Annotated in this window: 20 protein-coding genes and 1 pseudogene; 16 read left to right on the top strand and 5 right to left on the bottom strand. The window is 62.0% G+C overall.

The window, feature by feature from the left end; genetic code table 11:
• The 7 genes and pseudogenes from BUE21_RS01165 to BUE21_RS01135 all read left to right on the top strand — a co-directional run.
• Positions 1 to 1,231 (top strand): tetratricopeptide repeat protein (locus BUE21_RS01165; protein ID WP_200796670.1); only part of this gene is annotated, 1,231 nt, incomplete at its 5' end.
• Positions 1,231 to 2,400: a non-hydrolyzing UDP-N-acetylglucosamine 2-epimerase gene (gene wecB, locus BUE21_RS01160; protein ID WP_073353693.1), complete on the top strand. Its 1,170-nt coding sequence runs from the start codon at positions 1,231 to 1,233 to the stop codon at positions 2,398 to 2,400. The genes BUE21_RS01165 and wecB, both read left to right, overlap by 1 nt.
• Positions 2,401 to 2,415: 15 nt before the next feature.
• A complete protein-coding gene (locus BUE21_RS01155; protein ID WP_073353692.1) occupies positions 2,416 to 3,171 on the top strand; it encodes a hypothetical protein in 756 nt (251 codons plus the stop codon).
• The gene (locus BUE21_RS01150; protein WP_073353689.1) at positions 3,168 to 4,184 is read left to right on the top strand and encodes a hypothetical protein; all 1,017 of its coding nucleotides are present in this window, start codon (positions 3,168 to 3,170) and stop codon (positions 4,182 to 4,184) included. Before BUE21_RS01155 ends, BUE21_RS01150 begins: the two co-directional genes overlap by 4 nt.
• Positions 4,082 to 5,431 (top strand): annotated as a pseudogene (locus BUE21_RS01145) (glycosyltransferase family 2 protein). The gene BUE21_RS01150 and the pseudogene BUE21_RS01145 overlap by 103 nt, the downstream one beginning before the upstream one ends.
• Positions 5,432 to 7,327 carry a cellulose biosynthesis cyclic di-GMP-binding regulatory protein BcsB gene (locus BUE21_RS01140; protein WP_143164360.1) on the top strand — a complete coding sequence of 632 codons (1,896 nt, stop codon included), beginning with the start codon at positions 5,432 to 5,434 and terminating at the stop codon, positions 7,325 to 7,327.
• An 83-nt stretch (positions 7,328 to 7,410) separates the two neighbouring features.
• Positions 7,411 to 8,229, top strand: a complete 819-nt coding sequence (locus BUE21_RS01135; protein ID WP_143164359.1) for an alpha-amylase family protein — start codon at positions 7,411 to 7,413, stop codon at positions 8,227 to 8,229.
• A gap of 93 nt (positions 8,230 to 8,322) precedes the next feature.
• Here the strand turns inward: BUE21_RS01135 and BUE21_RS01130 are convergent, their stop codons facing one another.
• The 5 genes from BUE21_RS01130 to BUE21_RS01110 all read right to left on the bottom strand — a co-directional run bounded on the left by BUE21_RS01130 (position 8,323) and on the right by BUE21_RS01110 (position 13,308).
• Positions 8,323 to 9,273 carry a CysB family HTH-type transcriptional regulator gene (locus BUE21_RS01130; RefSeq protein ID WP_073353682.1) on the bottom strand — a complete coding sequence of 317 codons (951 nt, stop codon included), beginning with the start codon at positions 9,271 to 9,273 and terminating at the stop codon, positions 8,323 to 8,325.
• Positions 9,274 to 9,467: 194 nt separating this feature from the next.
• Complete coding sequence (locus BUE21_RS01125) at positions 9,468 to 10,352, bottom strand: fructose bisphosphate aldolase (RefSeq protein ID WP_073353679.1); 885 nt, start codon at positions 10,350 to 10,352, stop codon at positions 9,468 to 9,470.
• 66 nt (positions 10,353 to 10,418) lie between these two features.
• Entirely contained in the window at positions 10,419 to 11,300 is an 882-nt protein-coding gene (locus tag BUE21_RS01120) for an META and DUF4377 domain-containing protein (protein ID WP_073353676.1), read from the bottom strand.
• A 94-nt stretch (positions 11,301 to 11,394) separates the two neighbouring features.
• On the bottom strand, positions 11,395 to 12,543 hold the full coding sequence (locus BUE21_RS01115) for a D-alanyl-D-alanine carboxypeptidase family protein (RefSeq protein ID WP_073353870.1): 1,149 nt from the start codon (positions 12,541 to 12,543) through the stop codon (positions 11,395 to 11,397).
• 126 nt (positions 12,544 to 12,669) lie between these two features.
• Positions 12,670 to 13,308 carry an alpha/beta hydrolase gene (locus tag BUE21_RS01110; protein WP_073353672.1) on the bottom strand — a complete coding sequence of 213 codons (639 nt, stop codon included), beginning with the start codon at positions 13,306 to 13,308 and terminating at the stop codon, positions 12,670 to 12,672.
• 243 nt (positions 13,309 to 13,551) lie between these two features.
• Between BUE21_RS01110 and hslV the strand changes: the two genes are divergently transcribed.
• The 9 genes from hslV to mraY all read left to right on the top strand — a co-directional run bounded on the left by hslV (position 13,552) and on the right by mraY (position 23,506).
• Positions 13,552 to 14,100, top strand: coding sequence for an ATP-dependent protease subunit HslV (gene hslV / locus BUE21_RS01105; protein ID WP_073353670.1), 549 nt, complete (start codon positions 13,552 to 13,554; stop codon positions 14,098 to 14,100).
• 58 nt (positions 14,101 to 14,158) lie between these two features.
• Positions 14,159 to 15,496, top strand: a complete 1,338-nt coding sequence (hslU, locus tag BUE21_RS01100; protein ID WP_073353667.1) for an ATP-dependent protease ATPase subunit HslU — start codon at positions 14,159 to 14,161, stop codon at positions 15,494 to 15,496.
• 245 nt (positions 15,497 to 15,741) lie between these two features.
• Positions 15,742 to 16,176, top strand: a complete 435-nt coding sequence (locus BUE21_RS01095; RefSeq protein ID WP_073353664.1) for a division/cell wall cluster transcriptional repressor MraZ — start codon at positions 15,742 to 15,744, stop codon at positions 16,174 to 16,176.
• 24 nt (positions 16,177 to 16,200) lie between these two features.
• Positions 16,201 to 17,142 carry a 16S rRNA (cytosine(1402)-N(4))-methyltransferase RsmH gene (gene rsmH / locus BUE21_RS01090; protein ID WP_073353661.1) on the top strand — a complete coding sequence of 314 codons (942 nt, stop codon included), beginning with the start codon at positions 16,201 to 16,203 and terminating at the stop codon, positions 17,140 to 17,142.
• Positions 17,139 to 17,534, top strand: a complete 396-nt coding sequence (ftsL, locus tag BUE21_RS01085) for a cell division protein FtsL (protein WP_234971011.1) — start codon at positions 17,139 to 17,141, stop codon at positions 17,532 to 17,534. The genes rsmH and ftsL overlap by 4 nt, the downstream gene beginning before the upstream one ends.
• Entirely contained in the window at positions 17,531 to 19,291 is a 1,761-nt protein-coding gene (locus BUE21_RS01080) for a peptidoglycan D,D-transpeptidase FtsI family protein (RefSeq protein WP_073353659.1), read from the top strand. The genes ftsL and BUE21_RS01080 overlap by 4 nt, the downstream gene beginning before the upstream one ends.
• Positions 19,288 to 20,895: a UDP-N-acetylmuramoyl-L-alanyl-D-glutamate--2,6-diaminopimelate ligase gene (locus BUE21_RS01075; RefSeq protein WP_073353657.1), complete on the top strand. Its 1,608-nt coding sequence runs from the start codon at positions 19,288 to 19,290 to the stop codon at positions 20,893 to 20,895. The genes BUE21_RS01080 and BUE21_RS01075 overlap by 4 nt, the downstream gene beginning before the upstream one ends.
• A complete protein-coding gene (locus tag BUE21_RS01070) occupies positions 20,892 to 22,328 on the top strand; it encodes a UDP-N-acetylmuramoyl-tripeptide--D-alanyl-D-alanine ligase (protein WP_073353653.1) in 1,437 nt (478 codons plus the stop codon). The genes BUE21_RS01075 and BUE21_RS01070 overlap by 4 nt, the downstream gene beginning before the upstream one ends.
• Entirely contained in the window at positions 22,325 to 23,506 is a 1,182-nt protein-coding gene (mraY, locus tag BUE21_RS01065) for a phospho-N-acetylmuramoyl-pentapeptide-transferase (protein WP_073353649.1), read from the top strand. Before BUE21_RS01070 ends, mraY begins: the two co-directional genes overlap by 4 nt.

Below are 23,506 nucleotides of genomic sequence, written 5' to 3'. Positions count from 1 at the left end.
GCCTGTCGGCCTGTCGGCCTGTCGGCCTGTCGGCCTGTCGGCCATGCTGGGTGGAGTCTTGCTGCTGGCTTTGGCCAACGTCAGTCTGGCGGAGATTTTGCCGCAAGAACGTCATGCGCTCTGGAGCCGGTTTTATGCACATGAATCTCGTGATGATGCAGTAGCCGAGGCCAGCCTGCGCCAGATTCTGGCGCATTCCCCGCACGACTTGATGGCACTCAAGTCGATGCTGTACCTGAAGATTCGCACGGGCCAGCCCGAGGAGGCCATCGGCCTGGCCGATCAGGTACTGGCACTCGATCCGGCCGATGACGCCATTGGCCTGCAAAAGGCGTATCTGCTGAACGGGCTGGGGCGCAATGTCCAGGCCCATGCGGAATTCACCCGCCTGCGACAGTCATCAGACCCGGAGATTGCGGCCACCGCCACCCAGGCGGCGGATAACCTGGGCTTTGCCGTGGAGTCGCACCGTGCCCTGCGGTCTTCTTTCGCTGACATTTACGCTTCCCCGTCCTATGAGTCGCGCTCGGAGGCAGGCATTCTGCCGCTGAAGTTGCGCCTGGGTCGCTATTACGGCAGCGAGCAGCGTGGCCAGTGGTATGGCTTTGCATCCCTGAACCGCGACACCCGCTCCACTGGTGGGGTGCGCCCTGAAGTCGTGGACGAAAACGCCCTGATCGTTGGCATGGGGCTGAATTACCGCCTGGCCACTGCATGGCCCCTGACCGCCTATCTGGAACTGGGTATGAGCCGCGACCTGATCGACCGCAACCGCTCGAAGTACCGCGAGAGTGTGGTGGCCGGTCTGACCAGCTTCCGGGAATGGGGCGACACTTCGCGCCACTGCGGCGAGGCCGGAACCGGTTGCCGTTTTCCCAGTCTGGGGCAGCGTTTCCATGCTGACTTCTACGGCAATGTGGCGACCTATTCCCGCAACGATTACAACGTCATTGCCGATTTGCGACTGCGCCCCGGCCTGAATCTGGTCAAGACCCCGCAGGCTGTGGTGCGCGGCTATGCCAAGGTGCGCAGTTCCCACGATACCGATGGCCTGTTCTACAACAACATTCTGGAAGTCGGCCCTGGCATTGCCTTCGATTTGGCGGCCTGGCTGCCGCTGAGCCTGCATCTGGAAACCGTGAAGGTGTTCTATCTGCGGGGCAAGGCTGCCGATGGTCGGGCCAGTTACCACAACCGTCGGCTGGAGCTGACCTATTACCGGAGTTTCTGATGCGCCCCATTCTGATTTCGTTCGTTTTTGGCACGCGGCCGGAGCTGGTCAAGCTCGCACCGCTGATTCTGGCGGCACAGGCCGATGCGCGCTTTGCTGTGGAGGTGGTTTTCACGGCACAGCACGATGAGTTGGTGCGCGATGCCATCGGCTTCTTCGGCATCCACATCGATCATCGTCTGGACATGATGCAGGAAGGGCAGTCCCTGACGCAGTTGCTGGCGCGGGGTCTTCAGCAGATCGAACGGGTCTATGCCGATGGGCGCAAGCGCGATGTGGTGGTGGTGCAGGGGGACACGACCACGGTACTGGCGGCCTCGCTGGTGGCGTTCGCCCACAAGATTTCGTTGGCGCACGTCGAGGCGGGCCTGCGTTCTTTCGATCTGGAGCATCCTTTCCCGGAGGAAGGGAATCGGCAACTGGTGTCCCGTCTGGCGCACTGGCATTTCGCGCCCACGCCGCTGTCGGCACGGAATCTGGAGAATGAAGGGGTTGCAGGCGAGCGGATTCTGGTCACGGGCAATACGGTGGTGGATGCCGTGCATTGGGCACGCCAGCGGTTGTCGCAGCCCGGTACCGAGTCGGCGCAGGCTGTGCTGTCCGCATTGGGACTGCCGCTGACCGGACAGGAACGGCTGGTGCTGGTGACGGCACACCGGCGTGAGAATTTCGGGGAGGGCATCCGCCATATCTGCGATGCGGTGGCACGCCTGGTGCAGACGCACGAGAATCTGCACGTCGTCTGGCCGGTACACCTGAATCCGGCAGTGCGCGATGTGGTGCGCCAGAGCCTGGGAGACAACGCGCGCGTGCATTTGCTGCCGCCGTTGAATTACCCGCAGTTGATGGCGGTGCTGCAAAGCAGCCATTTTGCCCTGACCGATTCGGGCGGAATTCAGGAGGAGTGCCCTTCGTTTGGCAAGCCGGTGCTGATCTTGCGCACTACCACGGAGCGTCCCGAGGTGGTGCAGGCCGGGGCGGGCAGGCTGGTGGGAACCGATGCCGATCTGATTGTCCATGAGGCCGGGCGTTTGCTGGACGATGCCGAACACTTTGCCCGCATGGCGGGGGCAGAAAACCCGTTTGGCGATGGCCGGGCCTCGCTGCGGATTCTGGAGCGCATCGCCACCGATGTGTGCACGGGCGTGCCGCCCCAAGCCTTGATGTGAGTACAGGGTTGCCATATGCCTGCCATCATCACTCCGCTGCGCAGAAAAACCATCATCGGCTGGATGTTGGTCTGTCTCGCTGTGACGGGCCTGCTGGCGTACGAGTGGATTCCAGAGCATCTGCGCGGAGGCTGGATCATTTACCTGCTGCTGCTGGCCAGTGGTGCGGTGTTGCGGGTCGGACAGGCGGTAATACTGGGGTTGATGGCTTTTGTTTTCACGGCACTGTATATGTTCTACAAGGCCAGTATGGGTTTGCCGATCGAACAGCAGACCTTGATGCTGGTGCTCAATCCCGCTGCACCGTTGTGGCTCAGTGCCATCTACCACAATCTCCAGTTGCGCCGTGTGGCCAGCAGTGCGCTGCTGGAATTGAATCAGCGCACCGATGTGCTGACTTTGAATATGGCAGCGAGTGCGCATTTCATGCTGCACTTGGACATACTGTGCCGCCGCTCCGGCACGAAGGGCTATCGTGTCATTGACGTCGTGGTGACGAACCACCTGCTTATTCTGGATATGCTGGGCGATCAGGTCTGGCAGAGTGCGCGCTTGCGCATGCTGGAAGTGCTGGAGCAGCATGCCGACGATGCGGTTTTCGTGTTTGCCGAGAATGGCCTGACGCACCTTCGCTGTTTGCAGGTGACCCAGTTCCCTGAAGACGAGACGGAGCCTCTTTTCGTGCAAAGGCTCAGGGGCATCAAAGAGTTGATTCTCCAGGTGCGCATGTCGGCACATATCTGCAATCCCACAGTGGAGGCATCATCATGATCCTGACGCATATTCTGCTGTGCAGCCTGATTTTGGAGCCGGCACCTGCCCCGCAGCCCTTGCTGGTGCAGTTGTATGTGCAGGAATATGGTTGCCACCCGTTGCGTGGTTTGCCAGACAAGGTTCCGGCTCTGGACGCACCGGAGCAGGAACCAAGCGATGGGGATGGCACTGCGGCTCCGTTGCCCGGGCGTGTGGCTAAATTGGAAGTGGCTCAGGCCGTGGTGGCCATGCGCGATATTGGCAGCTATTTTCCGGCTGAGCAGCGATGGTGGCCCTTGTTCACTGACCGGCAAGCCGCGCAGCCCATCTACCGCCAGATGCTGGGCGCGGGTGTCAAACCCGGGGTGCTGTTGCCCGAGAATCCGCTGGAGATCCTCAAGCCCAGCACATACCGCTTTTACTACCAGGCCGTGCAAGAGGGAGCGATTGTCGTACAGCCGATGCGCAACCACCAATTCGATCATTTTGCTGCACGGGCCAGCTTTGCTTCGGCACTGGGATTGCGTCCACTGGCTGCTCTGGTGGTGGACGGTTGGTCAGACAATCTGCTGGCGGCAGGCAAGGGGGCTTATCTGATCGATCACCGTGGCAGCAGTGGCTATGGTGGCTTGCCGGTACCCGCCCGGCAGCATGAGGTGCAAGGGCGGTATATTTATCATGCAAGCGACACATTGCCGCATGGGGGTGGATTCGCGGTGGTGATTGATCCGCAGTATTGGCCCGATGGTGGCGTGGGCCGTGTGGATTATCCTGAACTGGGTTTGTCCTGGGAGTATCTGAACTCTGATTTCCATAGTCGGCTGGAGGGGTTGGAGACTTCTCCGATGGGGCATGTACTGGCCATGGCGACCCTGCTTTCTGTGCCAGTGGGCTTGTTTTTTGCGACACCTTGGCCGAATGTGCTGCAATGGGTGGGAACATCGATTTCGTGGGTTTCCCTGGTGATCGGCGCAGGTTTGCTGCTGCTGTTGATACTGGCGGCCCTGCGCCGTTTGCGGAGGCTGTGGTGAGTACCATAGATACCCTGTTCCCCTTTGGTTTTCTGGGCATCTGGATACCCCAGGCCTTCTGGGCCGTACTGAGCTTTGCGGCCTGGCGTTACTCGATTGCGTCGCGTCGTGAGCTGGCATCGCTGCCGCAGCCCAAGGAGTGGCCGATGCTCAGTGTGCTGATACCCGCCTATAACGAAGGGCTGGTGATCGAGGATACGTTGCGTGCCATGGCAGCGCAGGATTACCCGGCGCACCGCTACGAAGTCGTGCTCATCAACGATGGCTCCAAGGATGACACGCTGTAGATTGCGGAGCGTCTGGCGGCGGAGTTTGCGTGCATCCGCATCGTCAATGTGCCCAAGGGCATGGGAGGCAAGGGCAAGTCGCGCACTCTCAACAATGGTCTGCCGCATGCCAGGGGCGAATTGATCGTGGTCTACGATGCCGACAGCACCCCGGAACCCGATTGTGTGCGCTTGCTGTCACAGACCCTGCTGGCCGATCCGTCGTTGGTGGCAGTCAATGGCAAGGTGCGCACCCGCAACTGGGCCGACAGTGTGATGACGCGTTTCATTGCCATCGAATTCATTTTCTTCCAATGGATTTTCCAGGGTGGTCGCTGGCATATGTTCCGGCTTTCCACGCTGATGGGAACCAATTATGTGATCTGGCGGGATGCCCTGGAGACGCTGGGAGGATTCGACGAACTCTCGCTGGTGGACGATACCGAGATGAGTTTTCGCATATTCCTGGGCAAACGCCGCATTCGCTGGGTGCCCTACGCGGTGGGTTGGCAGCAGGATCCGGCCCCGCTGCGTATTTTCCTCAAGCAGCGTTCGCGCTGGACACAGGGCAATTTCTACGTCACCAATAAGTACCTGCCTGTGGCATTGACCCATCCGTTTCCGATCGGGCTGGAGATTCTCAACAATGTCATGTGCTATGTGATGTTCGTGCCCGCCCTGGTCATGAGCCATACGGCGTTGCTGATGGGACTGACGGGGCTGGGAGGGGTGACCATTCCGGGGCCGTTTACCTTGTTGTGGCTGCTCTCGTTTCTGATTTATGTGGCCCAGGTATTTTTCACCCTGTCGATGGAGGAGCGGCGGCCACAGCTGTATTTTTTCGCAGTTCTGGCCTATTTCACCTATGCACAGCTCTTTCTGGTGGTGGTATTCAAGGCCGCATGGGAAATGCTCAAGGGAAAGATCAAGGGTCAGGGTATCACTTGGTACAAAACCGAACGCACCAAGGAGAAGAAATAAATGGATGTTCCAATTCGCATGTGTCTGCCATCGGCTCTGGCCTGGTGGTTCAAGGCCACGGTGGTCGCAGTGTGTCTGTTGCTGGCCAGTGCCTCCCGTGCGTCCGAATGGCCGTTGGCGACCATGCAGGTGTCGGATGTGTTTGCCAGCAAAACCCAGTATTTCTATGTGGGCAAGGGTGAGGTCTGGGACGGAGCCAACTATGCCGCGCAATATCGTGCGTCATCCGATCTGTTTCTGATCGTGTCGTTGGATGGCAAGGTCGTGTTCAGCCAGCATATGACCGGGCAAGGCCACATTCAGTTTGCACTGCCGGTATTGCAGGCGGGTTTTCACCGTCTTGATTTTTCTTTCACGCAGCGTGGCGATTGGGGCAGCCCTGCCGATGACCGGCTGGAGTTCTGCGAGGCGGGCATTGAAAGTACGGCCACCCTGCGTAACAGTCGCCTGTCCTACCAAGTGCAGCACCCCAAGGGCTACCATATCCGTCACCTGCCAGATGCCTTGTTCAATCCGCATGTGCTGGGGGAGCAGCCTTATATTGCCCATGTTCAACTGGATCGGCGCGATGCCGATGAATTGACTGCAATGGCCCGTCTGGGCAGTGCCTGGAAGGCTGCTGCCGGGGTGCGTTGGCATGATGCGACACAGTTGCCTGCCGAAGCACAGGATGCCCATTTTGGACTGGTGCTGGAACATGCTCCACAACTTGACTCCCGGGCGCAACTGCGTTTGGAGCGGCAGGTGCTTGCCACAGTTGCTGCACCGGAAACAGCCGCGCACCGCCAGATGCCGTTGTTTCGCATTCGCTACCGGGATGCTGCGGGCCTGAATGATGCGGTCCATGCGTTGCTGAACGTGGATTATCTGGCGCAGCTTGGTACGGCACAGGCCGATATTGTCGAAAACATCGATCCGCCGCGTTGGGCAGGTTTACGCCGCATTCAGACGCTGGCCGATCTGGGCATACAGGATTTGCGTCTGGAAGGTGGCAGCCACGATATGCAGCTGATCTTCCCGAGTGTCTGGCAGCCGTCTGATATTTTGCAGGGTCAGCTGGCATTGAACGTGCAGAATGGACTGTTGCAAGGTTCCAAGCTGGCCGTCTGGATTGACAACGCGCTGGCTGGCAGCATGGCATTCGATGCCGTTCAAGCCGGGGGAGATGTACGCAACTTGGCTTTCCAGACCCCCAGGCCGGCTGCCTCTGCCAGTTTCGATGTGCGAATTGAAACCACCCTGATCGCCAACGGCGATTGCCTGCCGCGTTCGCGTGGCGCATTGTGGATCGATGCTGCCAAGTCCCAGGTCACATTGCCCCACCGTCTCAAATCGGGCATTGCGGCGATCTCTGCGGCATTGGTGCCCCATCCGGTGATTCTGGTGGATGAATCACCGGGATCGCTGGGTCTGGCCATCAGCTTGCTTCAGGTGGCTTCGAGCATGTTGCTTGATGACAAACCGGTGCCAGCTCGGATTACAACCGATGCGAGCGTGCCCCACAGCGTCAGCGTGACCATCGACCCTGAGCTGTACCGACAGCGCATTGCGACCCATCCGGACAAGGTGTATGCCCCGTATGCCGAAAACGGCATACTGTTGTTGCACAGTGAAGACCGGTTCCATGTGATTGCCGAGACCCCCGACAGCGTGGCCAACTTCATGCGCCACTGGGCCGGAGTGCAGCCGCATTTGCGCGATGGTGCCCAGGAAGTGCTCCTGGCACAGGATGGGGAGGCGATTGTGCTGCGCCACTATGTGGCCAGCACCAAGGTCACACCTGCCATGCGTCCGCCCACCGTGGCAATGCTGGGCGCATTGGTTCTGGCCTTGTTGTTGGCGATTGCCGCCTGGTGGCTGTGGCACAGCTCTCGACTCAAACGTGTGAAAGAATGAGCATTCCAGCGCGATGGTGGCTTGCAATCCTCTGTGCCCTGGCAGGGGTGAGCTGGGCTGGCTGGGTGGCTTCTGGTATGGGTGTGAAGCATACGCTACTTCCTCTGGTCGAAGGAGTGTTCTGGCAGCCTGACAATGCCACGGCCCGGCCAGAAGGAAACTGGCACTTGCTGGGAGCCGAGACACTGGTGGTGCAGTGGCTGATGGTGGATGGTCAGGCGTGGTATCCATCGGCAGACTTTCCGCAGTGGAACCGGCAGCCTGACTGGGGGCGCATTGCCAGCGAACCCTGGGCCGGTCGCATCGTTGCTGGCCTCAGTGGTCGCTACAGCGAACCCCAGGCGCGTGCCGACCTGCACCGACTGGGGGCAGAGGGACAGGCCATCAGCCAGAAACCACTGCCATTCACACCCCATGCCTTTTACTTTCCGGTAGAGGCCGATCTGAGCTGGCTGCATGTCCACCAGTTGCGCGATACGCTGGCGGGACTGCCGCGTCCGCTCTGGGTGAGTGTCTACGCTGGTGAACGCCTGCCGCAGAATTTTGACCTGTGGCTGGAGAGCTGGCTGCCACCCGATGTGGGAGTCTTTTTTCAGGATGGCGTGGGGGTGGGTGTTCGCAGTCCCGAGGAGGCCCGGCGCATTGCCGACGCGCTGGTGCAACGCTTCGGGTCAGACCGGGTGGCGATTGTGCTGGAGGCCTTTCAGCCCAAAAGCTGGGGCAGTGGCTTTCGCCCGGCCAGCCTTGCGCAGTTGATGCAGCAACTGCGGGCCTATTGCGGTCTGCGCATCTACCTGTTCGACGGCCCCCATTACCTCAGCAAGACCAAAGTGCACCTCTGGCGTTGGTGGTCAAACTGGCGGCAGACATGCGCTCCCGCTGCCGGTGAGCCGCAGGAGTAATGGGCCAGGAAAGTCTGCGAAGTCCTTGCCAGCAAGCCCGCGCCCAGTGGCAGGATGCGGGCGGCCAACGTGTTGAAAAACTACACTTGACGTTTAAAGCGAATTGCCCAGGTCTTCGGTGCCCTGCCCGGACATTGCCAGCTTGACCTGTTCGCGGCTGAGGCGGGTACTGATGAGTTCGGCGAAGCGGTAAACGAACTGGCGCAGGTAGGCACCGCGCTTGAAGGCGACCCGTGCCACGTTCATGCCGAACAGATCGCCCATCGGGCGCACCACCAGATCGCCGCGCAACTCGCCCTGCACAGCCATTTCCGCGACGATGCCGATGCCCAACCCGAGTTGCACATAGGTGCGGATCACGTCCGAATCGATGGCTTCCAGCACGATGTGGGGCTTGAGGTTGCGCCGCTCGAATGCCTTGTCCACGCGCCCGCGTCCGGTAAAGGACGGGTGGTAGGTAATCAGTGGCTCACTGACGATGTCTTCCAGCCCGATGCGCTCCTTCTTTGCCAGCGGATGGTAGGGCGGCAGAATCAGCACATGCTGCCATTCGTAGCAGGGCAGTGTGACCAGATCGGGGTAATCGGCCAGCGATTCGGTGGCCATGCCGATATCGGCCACTTCCGTCAGCACCATATTGGCCACTTCGTGCGGGGTGGCCTGGTGCAGGCTGATATTGACTTTGGGATAGGCTTCGCGGAACTTGGCCACCGGCACGGGCAAGACGTAGCGCGCCTGGGTGTGGGTGGTGGCGATGCTGAGCGTGCCGGTGTTCTGGGCACTGTAGTCGTTGCCGATGCGCTTGAGGTTGCCGACCTCGCGCAGAATCGCCTCGATGCTGGTCAGGACGTGCTCGCCAGGCTCGGTGACGCGCTTGAGGCGTTTGCCGTGGCGGGCAAAGATTTCGATGCCGAGTTCGTCCTCCAGCTCAATGATGGCCTTGGAAACCCCAGGCTGTGAGGTATGCAGGGCCTTGGCCGCTTCCGTGAGGTTGAGGTTGCGGCGTACGGCTTCTTGAACAAACCGAAACTGGTGCAGGTTCATGCGGATGGCTCGATAAAAAACTAAATGATCTATTATCTTGTATTTTTATAACTAAATATTTTATAAACTTATATGCCTATGGGTATAGAAAAATCAGCAAATATCGTTGATCCGATTGCTGATCCCATAAGCAAACTGCCTTGGCCCGATGGTTTCCACAGGGCGCAAGGCAGTCCATCGAGGAGTCCGCTCACTCAGGCGATGGATGCCTGGTAGATGGATTCAATCGAAGCGTCCAGTGCCTGGTTGAATTCTGCGTCGCTTTGCTGCGCGCTCAGGCCTTCGGTGAGGGCGCGGCTGAAGCTGGCGATCACACCAGGGTTCTTGGCCAGCTTGGCGTTGGCTTCTTCGCGGCTGTAGCCGCCGGACAAGGCCACGACTTTCAGCACGGCAGGGTGAGCGACCACTTCCGCAAAGAAATTGTCCACGCTGGGCAGGGTCAGTTTCAGGATGACCGGGGTTTTGGGGTCGAGGCGGTTCAGGCGCATCAGCAGGCCTTGCTTGAGCAGCTTTTCGATATGGGCTTTATCGGCGGCCTTGATGTCCACTTCGGGTTCGATGATGGGCACCAGTCCGGCATCCAGCACTTGCTGGCCCAGTTCAAACTGCTGGTCCAGCACGGCGGCAATGCCGTGGGCATTGGCGGCCTTGATGACGGAGCGTTCCTTGGTGCCGAACACGCCCTTGGCCTTGGCGCGGGCCAGCAGTTCGGACAGGCCGGGGATGGGTTTGAGCAGTTGCACGCCATCGACTTCGTCTTGCAGGCCCTTGTCGATTTTCAGGAAGGGCACCACGCCTTTTTCTTCCCACAGGTAGCGGGCGGCTTCCTTGCCTTCGAATTCGCCGTCGAGCGTGGCCTCGAACAGGATGGCTCCGAGCACACGCTCACCGCTGAAGCTGGGGCTGGTGACGATGCGGGTGCGCATGGCGTGTACCAGGTTGAACATTTCGGCATCGGTGCTGTAGGCAGATTCGTCGATGCCATAGAGCTTGAGTGCCTTGGGGGTGCTGCCACCGCTTTGGTCGAGTGCGGCGATGAAGCCTTGGCCGTTCTGGATGCGCTGGAGTTGGTCTGTCATGTCGTTTGCCTTTCGTTTTTTAGAATGAAGTCAGTCGGTGGTGTCAGTTCAGTGACAGCGCGGATTCTAGCGAAGCCGCTCGCTTTCCACGCGCATATCCAGTACATACGCGTAGCGCGAGGCATCGGCGGGTGGATTCTGGAGCGTGTAGCGGTGGATGCGCAGAATGTTGCGCACGCCCGGTTCAAAGGCGAAGCCGTCGATGGCTCCGTGGAAGGTTTCCCACTCGCCCTTGCGCACCAGCAGTCCCTGCCCATCGTATTCGACGCTGCGCACGCGCAGGCACTGGGCATCGGGAATCAGCGGGTGGGAGCAGGCCTCCAGTTCGGGGGCCACTTCCAGGAAGATGCGTTCGGGGGCACTGCCGTAGCGGGTGGTATCGGTGGGTACGCCTGACAGTATCCATTGGCTGCCATCGGCCAGCTCGAGTTGCAGGGTCAGGCTGGGGGCAGTACCGGCGGCGGAAGCCTGCTGCGCAATGTGCCAGTGCGAGAGCTGGCCCAGTGCCGTGCCGATTTGCCGCTCCAGTTGCATCAGTCCAGGCTCACTGCACATGCGCTGGGTGCTGACGGTGGAGCCGGTGCTGATACGCTGGCCGGTGATCTGGTAGGAGGCACCCAGCCCATTGCAGAGGTTCTGTACGCTCAGTCGGTCTTCGCTGAAGAAGCTCAGTTGCACGGGTGGGTGGCCCGCCTGCCGGTGCTGACGGTACTGCTGGTCTTCCTGACCGGAAGGCAGGCGGATTTGCTCCAGTTGCCAGTGGTAGTCCAGCAGGTGCTGGGCGGAGAGAGAGGGGGATGTCGCGGCGGAGGGCTGCGGGATGGGTGTCGTGGCTGTCGCATCGACGCCCTGTGGCTTGCGAGAGGAAGCCGGAGGTGTGGTGCTACAGGCGGCCAGAGCGGCCGCCAAGCCCAGTGGAATCAGCCATGAATACGGATGTCGGGCCATGCGGGCACTCCTTGTGTCGGGGGAGCTGCTGGCATGGCGTACGCAGCAGTGCGACCGCGTTCATGTGCCAGCAGATTCCGGGGTTGTGAAATCGTTATTGAATCCAGAGGCGGATGCTGTCCCAGGTGCGGCCCAGGAATCCAGCCTGGCTCACGTCTTCCAGGGCCACAACGGGCACTTCCTTCAGCACGGTATTGCCCAGGCTGATTTTCAGGGTGCCGATGGACTGGTCGAGGTACAGCGGAGCCAGCAGCGGATCGGGTCGCTCGATGCTGGTGGTGAGTTGTCCGGCCGAGCCGGTGGGCAGGGCGACGACCACGGGGTCGTGACTGCCGATCTGGATGGTGCTGGCACTGCCTTTCCAGACGCTGGGCGTGGCCATGGCCTGACGGCCTTCAAACAGTTTGACGGCATCAAAGGCCGTGTAGCCCCAGTTCAGCAGTTTCTGGCTTTCGGTGGCGCGGCTGTTTTCGCTGTCGGCTCCCAGCACGATGGCCAGCAGGCGGCGTTGGCCCACGTTGGGTACTTCCCGCTGGGAGGTGGAGACCAGGCAGAAGCCTGCTGCCTTGGTGTAGCCGGTCTTCAGGCCGTCCACGCTGGGGTCGCGGAACAGCAGCAGGTTGCGGTTGTTGCCATTGGCCTCCGGGGTGCCGGGATAGCGGTAGTGCTTGGTGGAGTAGTAGTGCATGTACTCGGGGAACTCGCGCATCAGGCTGGTGGCGAGAATGCTCAGGTCGCGCGCGGTCGAAAGATGCCCTGGTTCGGTCAGTCCTTCGGGGTTCTTGTAGGTGGTGTCGTTCATGCCCAGGGCCTTGGCCTGGTCGTTCATCAGCTTGACGAAGTGCTCGACGGTGCCGCCCACGCCTTCGGCCAGTGCGGTGGTGGCATCGTTGCCCGACTGCACGATCATGCCCTTGAGCAGGTCATCGACGGCCACCTGCATTTTCGGGTCGATGAACATGCGCGAGCCGGGCATTTTCCAGGCGCGTTCGCTCACCGGCAGGGTTTGCGTCAGGCTGATTTTCTGGGCACGCAGGGCATCGAATACCACATAGGCGGTCATCAGCTTGGTCAGCGATGCCTGCTCCACAGGCTCCTCGATGTTCTTGGCCGCCAGCACCTGACTGGCGGTCACGTCCAGCAGCAGGTAGTTGCGGGCGGCGATTTCGGGAGGCGAGATGTTCATCTGCGCCTGGGCCGGCAGGGCGCAGGCCAGTGTGAGGGTGATGAACAGGGTGGCCATCCAGGGATGGTGGCCGTCGAGCCTGAGGTGCAGGGCGCGCAGGATGCGGGAAAACATAAGAGTCACTGTCCGATAGTTCAAAGAGGGGAAACAAGAAGCGGGAATGAGGCTGGCCGCCTGCCTGCATCAGATGCTGCGCAGGTGCCGGGCAGCCAGGGTCTTCAGCAGAATCTGTCTGCCGTGAAAGAAATGCTCGGTTTGCGGCACGACCAGCACGGGCAGGGTCTGGGGCCGCGCCCAGTCCTGCACGCAGGTCAATGGCACGGTGTCATCGTCCTCGCCATGAATGACCAGTGTGCGCGGGTGCAGTTCCTCTGGAATGGCCGGAATCGCAAAACGGCTGGCGGCCGTGCCCACATACAGCAGGCTGGCGATGTCGCGCTGCGGGTGCAGGGTCTGCACGGCCTGCCCGATCACGAAGGTGCCGAACGAGAAGCCTGCCAGGGCCAGTGTGCCGGTGGGGGCCACCTGTTCGATGACATGCAGCAGGTCTTGTGCCTCGCCGATGCCGTGGTCATGGACTCCTTCGGACTGCCCGACCCCGCGAAAGTTGAAACGCCAGGTATCCCAGCCATCCTGTGCCAGTGCGCGCGCCAGGGTCTGCACCACCTTGTTGTTCATCGTCCCGGCAAACAGGGGGTGCGGGTGTGCCACGATGGCCGTGCCTCTGACCATGCCGTCGCTGCGTGGCACGGCGCGGTCGTGCAGGGCCTCGATGCGGCCTGCCAGGCCGTTCAGGAAGCAGTGTTCTGTCTGGGCGTTCAAGGGAAAATCTCCGGGAAGTCGAAATAGCGGGTGGTTGATCGCCAGAGTCAGCAAGGTGTATTCGCAGAGCGTGGGAATGACGTGAAGTTCCGCCGTCCGGGCATCCTTTCTCCACGCATGCAGCCTCTGCCAATTGCCATTGTAGAAGCCCTGATCGTGGCATCTGGCGGATTTCGCACCTGTGCATGAAATTGTGCTGCGCCCCTCTTGCAGACACACGGATATCCCCCATGTACAGTAGCTATGGAACAATTTCACGGAACCACGATCTTGAGCGTGCGCCGCACGCTCCCCGATGGCAGCACCCAGGTGGCGATTGGCGGCGATGGCCAGGTCACGCTGGGCCATATCGTCGTCAAGGGCACCGCCCGCAAGGTGCGCAAGCTCTACCACGGCAAGGTGCTGGCCGGTTTTGCCGGAGCCACCGCCGATGCCTTTACGCTGTTCGAGCGGTTCGAGGCCAAGCTGGAAAAGCACCAGGGCAACCTGCCGCGTGCGGCCATCGAGCTGACCAAGGAATGGCGCACCGACCGCGTGCTGCGCCGCCTCGAAGCCATGCTGGCTGTGGCCGACCGCGAAGCCTCGCTCATCATCACCGGCAATGGCGATGTGCTGGAGCCGGAGCAGGGCATCGTGGCCATCGGATCCGGCGGGGCGTATGCCCATTCGGCGGCCAAGGCCCTGCTGGCGCATTCCGCCCTGTCCGCCGAGGACATTGTCAGGCAGTCCCTGCAAATTGCGGGCGAGCTGTGCATCTATACCAACCTGAACCACACCATCGAAGTGCTCTGAACCCGCCGGGTTCGGGGAGCGTCACCGGGAATTTTGCAAACGGAAAAAGGATAGGCGTATGTCGTCAATGACACCGCAGGAGATTGTTTCGGAACTGGATCGGCATGTGGTGGGGCAGAACGCCGCCAAGCGTGCCGTGGCCATCGCACTGCGCAACCGCTGGCGCAGACAGCAGGTCGATGAAGGCCTGCGCGCAGAAATCACCCCCAAGAACATTCTGATGATCGGCCCCACCGGCGTGGGCAAGACCGAGATTGCCCGCCGTCTGGCGCGGCTGGCCGACGCGCCCTTCATCAAGGTGGAGGCGACCAAGTTCACCGAAGTGGGCTATGTGGGCAAGGACGTGGATTCCATCATCCGCGACCTGCTGGAAGTCTCCGTCAAGCTGGAGCGTGAAGTGCAACTGCGCCAGGTGCGCACCCGCGCCGAAGACGCAGCCGAAGACCGCATCCTCGATGCGCTGATTCCCACTGCACCGGCTTCTGCGACCGCAGGCAACGACCTGACGCTCAAGAGCGAAGGCGCGGCGCGGCAGGTATTCCGCAAGAAACTGCGCGAAGGGCAACTGGACGACAAGGAAATCGAACTGGAACTGACCGATGCCAAGCCGCAGTTCGAGATCATGGGGCCTGCCGGGATGCAGGACATGGCCGAAAACCTGCGCGACTGGATGAGCCAGTTGCAGCAGGATCGCAAGAAACGCCGCAAGATCAAGATTGGCGAGGCACGCAAGCTGCTTGTGGACGAGGAGGCGGCTGGACTGGTGAACGAGGAGGAAATCCGCGCCAGGGCCTTGGCCAATGCCGAGCAGAACGGCATCGTCTTCATCGACGAGATCGACAAGGTGGCGGTGCGCCAGGAGGCATCCGGCTCCGACGTATCGCGCCAGGGCGTGCAACGTGACCTGCTGCCGCTGGTGGAAGGCACGACCGTGCAGACCAAGTACGGTCTGGTCAAGACCGACCACATTCTGTTCGTGGCATCGGGGGCCTTCCATCTGAGCAAGCCCAGCGACCTCATTCCCGAATTGCAGGGGCGTTTCCCGATTCGGGTGGAACTGGAGTCGCTGTCGGTGCAAGACTTCAAGGCCATTCTGGTGTCCACCGATGCGTCCATCACGCGCCAGTACCAGGCATTGCTGGCCACCGAGAACGTGCATCTGGATTTTGCCCCGGATGGCATCGAGCGCATTGCACAGATTGCGTACGAAGTCAATGAGAGAACCGAGAATATTGGTGCGCGTCGGCTTTCCACGGTCATGGAGCGTCTCCTCGACGAAGTCAGCTTCGATGCGGCGCGGCTGGATGGGCAGACCATTGCCATCAATGCCGAATATGTCAATCAACGGCTCGAAACCTTGAGCCAGGATGAGGATTTGTCGCGTTATATTTTGTAATGGCCGCAAGAGTGCCCCGACTTGGTTAAATGATTGGGCGGCGGGTCTAACCCATTAATTTTGAAGAATATTTAGCCCTCATGGTGCTTTGCAACATGAGGGCTAACCTATTGATAACACTGAAAAAAAATAGGGGTTGTAACAAAAGGGGATAAAATCCTGCTACAGTGTCGGAAAGTGGCAAAAAGTGGGTGAGAGTGGGTTTTTTGCGCAAATGTCCATACATGCGGGCGTGACGAAAACACATGCTTTTTCAGGGATGTTCTTCATTGAGTCTGGATGCGAAGGGGCGGCTGTCGATACCGGCCCGGCATCGTGACGCGCTGCTGGAACAGGATGCGGGTGGGCTGACCATCACGCGCAGCCCGGAAGGATGCCTGTTGTTGTATCCACGCATCGTCTGGGAGCGGCAGCGCGAGAAAATCCTGCAATTGCCCATGTCCATGCAGTGGTGGAAACGCATTCTGGTGGGCAATGCCACGGACGTGGAGATGGATGGCTCCGGGCGTGTGCTGGTATCGCCGGAACTGCGCCGGGCGGTGGGTCTGGAGCGGGAAGCGATCCTGTTGGGCATGGGCGCGTATCTGGAACTCTGGGATCGCGCAACCCATGACGCGCAGCAGGCACAGGTGCTGGGCAAGGAGATGCCGGCGGAAGTCATCAATCATTTGGTTTTTTAGTTGGGTTTTGAGCGTTGGGCTGGCATGAGTGAGAGGCTGCGACACACCACGGTTTTGCTCCATGAGGCGGTGAACGCGCTTGTGGAGGCGGCAGTTGCCTGCACGGCGCGTCCTTCCCAATGGGTGGATGCGACCTTTGGCCGGGGCGGGCATTCGCGCGCCCTGCTGGCGCGTTTGCCTGCCGATGCCACCCTGGTGGTATTCGACAAGGATCTGCAGGCCATCGAGGTGGCACAGGCACTGGCGGCGGAGGATGGCCGCGTGCAGGTGCGCCATGAAGGTTTTGCGCATCTGGGCAGTCTGCCTGCGCACAGCGTGGACGGACTGTTGATGGACCTGGGCGTGAGTTCGCCCCAGATCGATGATGCCGAGCGCGGCTTCAGCTTCCGTTTCGATGGCCCGCTGGACATGCGCATGGACGTGACACGCGGCCAGACCGTGGCGCAATGGCTGGCGCAGGCGGAGGCGGACGAAATCGCCCGCGTCATCCGCGACTATGGCGAGGAGCGTTTTGCCGGCAGCGTGGCCCGAGCCATCGTGGCCCACCGGCAGAGCAAAGGCCCGCTCACCCGCACGGCGGAACTCGCCAACCTGGTGGCCGGGGTGGTGCGCAGCCGGGAAGCGGGCCAGCATCCGGCCACGCGCACCTTTCAGGCATTGCGCATCTTCATCAATGGGGAGCTGGACGAGCTGCAACAGGCACTGGAGGCTGCGCTGACGGTGTTGCGCCCTGGTGGGGTGTTGGTGGTCATCAGCTTTCATTCGCTGGAAGACCGCATCGTCAAACGTTTCATCGAGCAGCATTCCCGGCAGGTGTTCGACCGCAAGGCTCCTTTTGCGCCGCCCCGGCCCATGCTGCTGGAGGCACTGGGGCGCACCAAGCCATCAGCCCAGGAAGTGCAGGACAACCCCAGGGCGCGCAGTGCCATCATGCGCGTGGCGCGGCGCACGGAGGTGGTGGCATGATCGCGCGACTGAACGTGCTGTTGCTGTTGCTGATGATTGGCTCTGCCCTGTGGCTGGTGCGGGTGCAGTACGACTCGCGCCGCCTGTATTCCGAACTGGACCGTGAGGTTTCGCTGGCGCGCCAGCTGGAGATCGATTCCGACCGGCTCAAGGTGGCCGTGCGTGCCCAGGCGGCAGCCACGCGGGTGGAGAGTTTTGCGCGGGAGCAACTGAAAATGCAGTCGGCCTCGCCCACCACCACACACTATGTGCCCGATCCCTTTCCGGCACCCACCAGTGCGAACGCGGTCGCTCCTGCGGCGGTGTCGTCTGTGCCGCAGGTGGCGGTGCCTGCTGCCGGATCGCTGGCTTTGACAGCAGCCCGGGCCGCCGAGCATGGAGGTGCGCTGTGAAGAAGCCCAAGAGCCGCCCTGTTGCCTACAGCAGCAGCCCTTTGCTGGAGAGTCAGGCTCCCACGGGGCGCAGCCGTTTTGTGGTGGGTCTGCTGGCCTTGGCGTTTCTGGGTCTGCTGGCCAAGGCTGCCCATGTGCAGGTGTTTGCCAATGATTTTTTTCAGCGTCAGGGTGAAGTGCGTTATGCGCGCACCCTGGCACTGCCCGCCAACCGGGGCAAGATTCTGGATCGCAATGGCCAGATTCTGGCATCCAGCATTCCGGCGACCAGCATCTGGGGCATTCCTGAAGATGTGAACCAGAATGGCCCGGAGGAGCGGGCGAAGCTGGCCGATCTGGCGCGGCTGCTGGACATGCCGCTGGATTCCCTGCTCAAACGCTTCGAGAACGAAGATCGTTCTTTCGTCTGGCTCAAACGCCAGGTCGATATGGAAGTCGGCGAGCAGATCACCGCGCTCAAGATCAAGGGCATCCACCAGACGCGCGAATACAAACGCCAGTACCCGGAGGGCATGGCGGCGGCCCACATTGTGGGGTTCACGAGCGTGGAGGATCAGGGGCAGGAAGGCATTGAACTGGCCTACGACGAGGTGCTGGCAGGCATTCCCGGTTCGCGCCGGGTGATTCGCAACCGGCTGGGGCAAGTGGTGGAAGGCGTGGGCGATGTGATCGAACCGGTCGATGGCCAGGACGTGCATCTTTCCATCGACAGCAAGGTGCAGTTCTTCGCCTACCAGAAGCTGGCCGAACAGGTGGAAGCCCAGAAAGCCAAGGCGGGCAGTGTCGTGGTGCTGGATGCCCGCACCGGTGAGATTCTGGCTCTGGCCAACTACCCCAGCTTCAACCCCTCGGACCGGCGGCGGCTCACCGGTGAGCAATTGCGCAACCGTGCCATCACCGATGTGTTTGAACCTGGCTCGGTCATGAAGCCCTTCTCGGTGGCCATGGCACTGGAAGCCAACATCATCACCACCAAGACCATCATCGATACCCGCCCCGGCTCCATCCACGTCACGGGCGTGCGCCTCTCCGATGTGCGCAACCACGGCCTGCTCAATGCCGAGGGCATCATCCAGAAGTCCAGCAACGTGGGCACCACCAAGCTGGCCTTGCAGATGCAGCCGCGTTTCATGTGGGAGGTGTTTTCGGCCCTGGGCTTTGGCGAGCGGCCGCAGATTGGCTTTCCTGGTGCGGTCAGCGGGCGACTGCGGCCTTACAAGACCTGGAAGCCGGTGGAGCAGGCCACCATGTCGTATGGCTATGGCATGTCCGCCAGCCTGCTGCAACTGGCGCGTTCCTATACCGTGTTTGCCAACCACGGGGTGCTGATTCCGGCCACCCTGCTGATGCGCAGTGAACCGGCGGTGGGCGTGCAGGTGTTCTCGCAGCGCACCGCCGATTTGGTGCGAGGCATGTTGCACACCGCCACCGGCCCAGGCAGTTCGGGGCAGCGGGCGCAAACGGTGGGTTATTCCGTGGGCGGCAAGTCGGGTACGGCCCGCAAGCAGGTGGGTTCCGGCTATGTGTCCAACAAGCACCGCTCCTGGTTCACCGGCATTGCCCCGATCGACAATCCGCGCATCGTCGTGGCCGTGATGATCGACGAACCCAGTGCCGGCGTGTACTACGGCGGCACGGTGGCCGCGCCGGTGTTCAGTCAGGTGGTGCAGCAAACCCTGCGCCTGCTGAACGTGCAGCCGGACATGGCCGTGCAGCCGCAGATTCTGGCCACAGCCACCGAGGAGGAAGTGTTGTGACCGCCTCCACTCGCTGGCACACGCCCGCCGAGGCCGTGGCGTGGTTGCAGGGCCGCGTCACCGGCACACTGCGCACCGACCACCGGCTGATCCAGCCTGGCGACGGCTTTCTGGCATGGCCGGGTGCGGCGCGGGATGCGCGGGAATTCCTCGACCAGGCCGTACAGGCCGGAGCGGTGGCCTGTCTGGCCGAAGGCGACGGTGCCGACCGCTTTCAATGGCAGTCCGGAACCACGGCGGCACTGGCTCTGTACCCCCGGCTCAAGCACGATTGTGGCGCGATAGCCAGCCTCTGGCACGGCCAGCCCAGCCAGCATCTGCCGGTGGTGGCGGTGACGGGCACGAATGGCAAGACCAGCGTGAGCTGGTGGGTAGCGCAGGCCATGCAGCAACTGGGCCACCCCTTCGGGCTGATGGGCACGCTGGGCGTGGGCATCTGGCCGCAACTGGCCGACACGGGCCTGACCTCGCCCGACCCACTGCGCTTGCAGGCCGGTCTGGCCGCCATGCGGCAGGGCGGGGCGGCAGGCTGCATCATGGAAGCCTCGTCCATCGGCTTGCAGGAAGGCCGCCTGAATGCCACGCGCATCCAGGTGGCGGCCTTCACCAATTTCACCCAGGATCATCTCGATTACCATGGCAGCATGGATGCCTACTGGCAGGCCAAGCAGTCCCTGTTCGACTGGCCCGGTCTGCGCAGTGCCGTGGTGAATGTGGACGATGCCCACGGAGCCGAACTGGCCGCCCGACTGGCGGGCCAGATGGCACAGGGCGGTACGCTGCAACGCCTGTGGAGCTATGCGGTGGCAGATGATGCAGCCGCATGGCAGGCCACACCCGGTCAGACGCGCTTGCAGGCATCCGACATTCACTTTGCCGATGCAGGCACGCACTTCACATTGCACGAAATCGGCTGCGATACGGTTGGGTTGCGCCATGAGCGTGCGGTGGCCGTGCAGGCTCCCGTCACCGGGCTGTTCAATGTCCACAATCTGCTGGCCGTGATCGGCATTCTGCGCGCGCAGGGCGTGGGGCTGCATGAAGCCGCTGCCGTCTGCGCCCATTTGCCTGCCGTGCCGGGGCGCATGCAGCGCATTGCCGTGCCGGGTCGGCCGCTGGTGGTTGTGGACTATGCCCACACCCCCGATGCCGTTTCGGCGGTCTTGCAGGCACTGCGCCCAGTGGCACAGCAGCGCGGCGGAGTGCTGCACTGCGTACTGGGCTGTGGCGGCAACCGCGATGCCAGCAAACGCCCGCTGATGGCACAGGCCGCCGTGAGCGGAGCCGGGCGGGTCTGTCTCACCAGCGACAACCCACGCAATGAATACCCGCGCGACATCATCGACCAGATGCTGGCCGGGCTGACCACCGGGCAGCGCGCCGCCGTGCAGGTCTGCGAGAGCCGCCACGAGGCGATTGCCCGCACCATTGCCCAGGCACAGCCCCAGGACGTGGTGCTGCTGGCGGGCAAGGGGCACGAGAACTACCAGGAAGTGCAGGGACAACGCCTGCCGTTTTCAGACATGGAACAAGCCAACGCCGCACTGGCATCCAGCCAGTCACCACAGCCATCACCGTGCTTGCAGGAGGAGCCACGCGCATGAATGCCCCTGCATCCACCCTCTCATTCACCTTGCAGCAGGTGCTCACCGCCTTGCAGGCCGAAGGCGTGGCCGCGCGCCTGCATGGCGATGCGCAGGCCGTGTGGCAGCGCGTCCACACCGACAGCCGCACCGTGCAGCCGGGCGACCTGTTCGTCGCCTTGCGCGGAGCGCGCTTCGATGCCCACGATTTCCTGCCCCAGGTGCAGCAGCAGGGCGCGACCGCGGCCCTCGTGGAAGCGGGCAAGCCTCTGCCAGCGGGCCTGAACGCCATTGAAGTGCCGCAAGACACCCTGCATGCCATGAGTGCATGGGCGCGGCACTGGCGGCGGCAGTGGGCGGGCGGCTTGATGGCCGTCACCGGCAGCAATGGCAAGACCACCGTCACCCAGATGCTGGCGGCCATTTTGCGGGCCGAATGCGGCGCGGCGGCACTGGCCACCCAGGGCAATCTGAACAATGAAATCGGCGTGCCGCTGATGACCTTGCGCCTGCGTTCGCAGCATCGGCTGGCGGTGCTGGAGCTGGGCATGAACCATCCGGGCGAAATCGCGCATCTGGCGCAGATTGCCCAGCCCACCGTGGCACTGGTGAACAACGCCCAACGCGAGCATCTGGAATTCATGCACACCATCGATGCAGTGGCACGCGAGAACGGCTCGGTCTTCGCGGCCCTGCCTGCCGATGGCGTAGCGGTTTTTCCCGGCGACGATGCCTTCACGCCGCTGTGGCGCGAGTTGGCAGCGGGTCGCCCCGTGCTGACCTTTGGTGGCTCTGCCGACTGCCAGGTGCAGTTGCGCAAGGCGCAATGGGGAGCGACGGGCTGGCAGGCACAGGTGCAGACCCCTCAGGGCGTGCTGGATGTGGCCGTGCCCATGCTGGGGCGGCACAACCTGCGCAACGCGCTGGCGGCGGTGGCCTGTGCCGTGGCAGCGGGCGTATCGCCCCAGGCCATCGTGCAGGGACTGCGCGACTTCCAGCCGGTGCAGGGGCGCAGTGCCTTTGAACTGCGCCAGAGTGCCGATGGCGCACTGCGCTACCTGATCGACGACAGCTACAACGCCAACCCCGATTCGGTCAAGGCCGCCATCGAGGTGCTGGCCGAGCTGCCTGCCCCGCGCACGCTGGTGCTGGGTGACATGGGCGAAGTGGGCGACCAGGGCGAGCAGTTTCACGCCGAAGCCGGGGAATACGCCAAGGCGCGGGGCATCGACCACCTGCTGGCACTGGGCGCGGCTTCGGTGGCTGCCGTGGCGGCCTTTGGCGACGGCGCGCAGCATTTTGACGACATGCCTGCCTTGCAGGCGCAGATGGAGCAGACCATGCAGACGCACACCAGCGTACTCATCAAGGGTTCGCGTTTCATGGGCATGGAGCGTGCCGTGCAGCGCGCACGCGAATGCACCCAGCCTGCGGCACAGGAGAGCATCGCATGATTCTGTGGATGGTCCAGTGGCTGCAAAGCCTCGATCCCGAACTGTTCAGCTTTCTGCGCGTGTTTCAGTACCTGACCATGCGCGCGGTCATGGCAGCCATGACCGCGCTGCTCATCGGCCTGGTGGCCGGGCCGTGGGTGATTCGCTACCTCACTTCATTGAAGATTGGTCAGCCCGTGCGCGGCTACGGGGTGCAGACGCACCTGGCCAAGAACGGCACGCCGACGATGGGCGGGGTACTGATTCTGCTGGGCATTGCCGTGGCCACCCTGCTGTGGGCCGACTTGGCCAACCGCTTCGTCTGGGTGGTGTTGGTGGTGACGCTGGGTTTCGGCGCGATTGGCTGGGCGGATGACTGGCGCAAGGTGGTGCGCAAAGACCCGGAGGGCATGCCCTCGCGCCAGAAATTCCTGCTGCAATCGGGCATTGGCATCGTCGCTGCGCTGTTTCTAGCCTTCAGCATTGCCGAAAGCTCCAACGAGCGTGCCTGGACGCTGTTCGTCGAATGGCTGCAATCGGGCCTGTCGCCGCATTTCCCGGTGGGCATCGAGCTGTTCGTGCCGTTCTTCAAGCAGGTTGCCTACCCGCTGGGGGTGTTCGGCTTTGTGCTGCTGACCTTTCTGGTCATCGTCGGCTCCAGCAATGCCGTGAACTTCACCGACGGGCTGGACGGGCTGGCCATCATGCCGGTGGTCATGGTGGGCACGGCCCTGGGGGTGTTCGCCTACGTCACGGGCCATGCGATCTACTCGCGCTATCTGCTGTTCCCGTACATTCCCGGCACGGGCGAATTGCTGATTTTCTGCGCCGCCATGATGGGTGCGGGGCTGTCATTCCTGTGGTTCAACACCCACCCGGCGCAGGTTTTCATGGGCGATGTGGGCGCGCTGGCACTGGGCGGCGCACTGGGCACGATTGCCGTGATCGTGCGCCAGGAACTGGTGCTGGCCGTCATGGGCGGCATCTTCGTGGCCGAGGCCGTGTCGGTCATCCTGCAAGTCGTCTGGTTCAAATACACCCGCAAACGCTATGGCCAAGGGCGGCGGCTGTTCCTGATGGCTCCGCTGCACCACCATTTCGAGAAAAAAGGCTGGAAGGAAACCCAGGTGGTCGTGCGCTTCTGGATCATCACCATGTTCCTGTGTCTGGCCGGACTGTCCACCCTGAAACTGCGATAG

Source organism: Lampropedia hyalina DSM 16112 (assembly GCF_900129055.1).
Taxonomy (GTDB): Bacteria; Pseudomonadota; Gammaproteobacteria; order Burkholderiales; family Burkholderiaceae_C; genus Lampropedia; species Lampropedia hyalina.
This window is presented reverse-complemented; position numbering and strand designations above follow the sequence as displayed.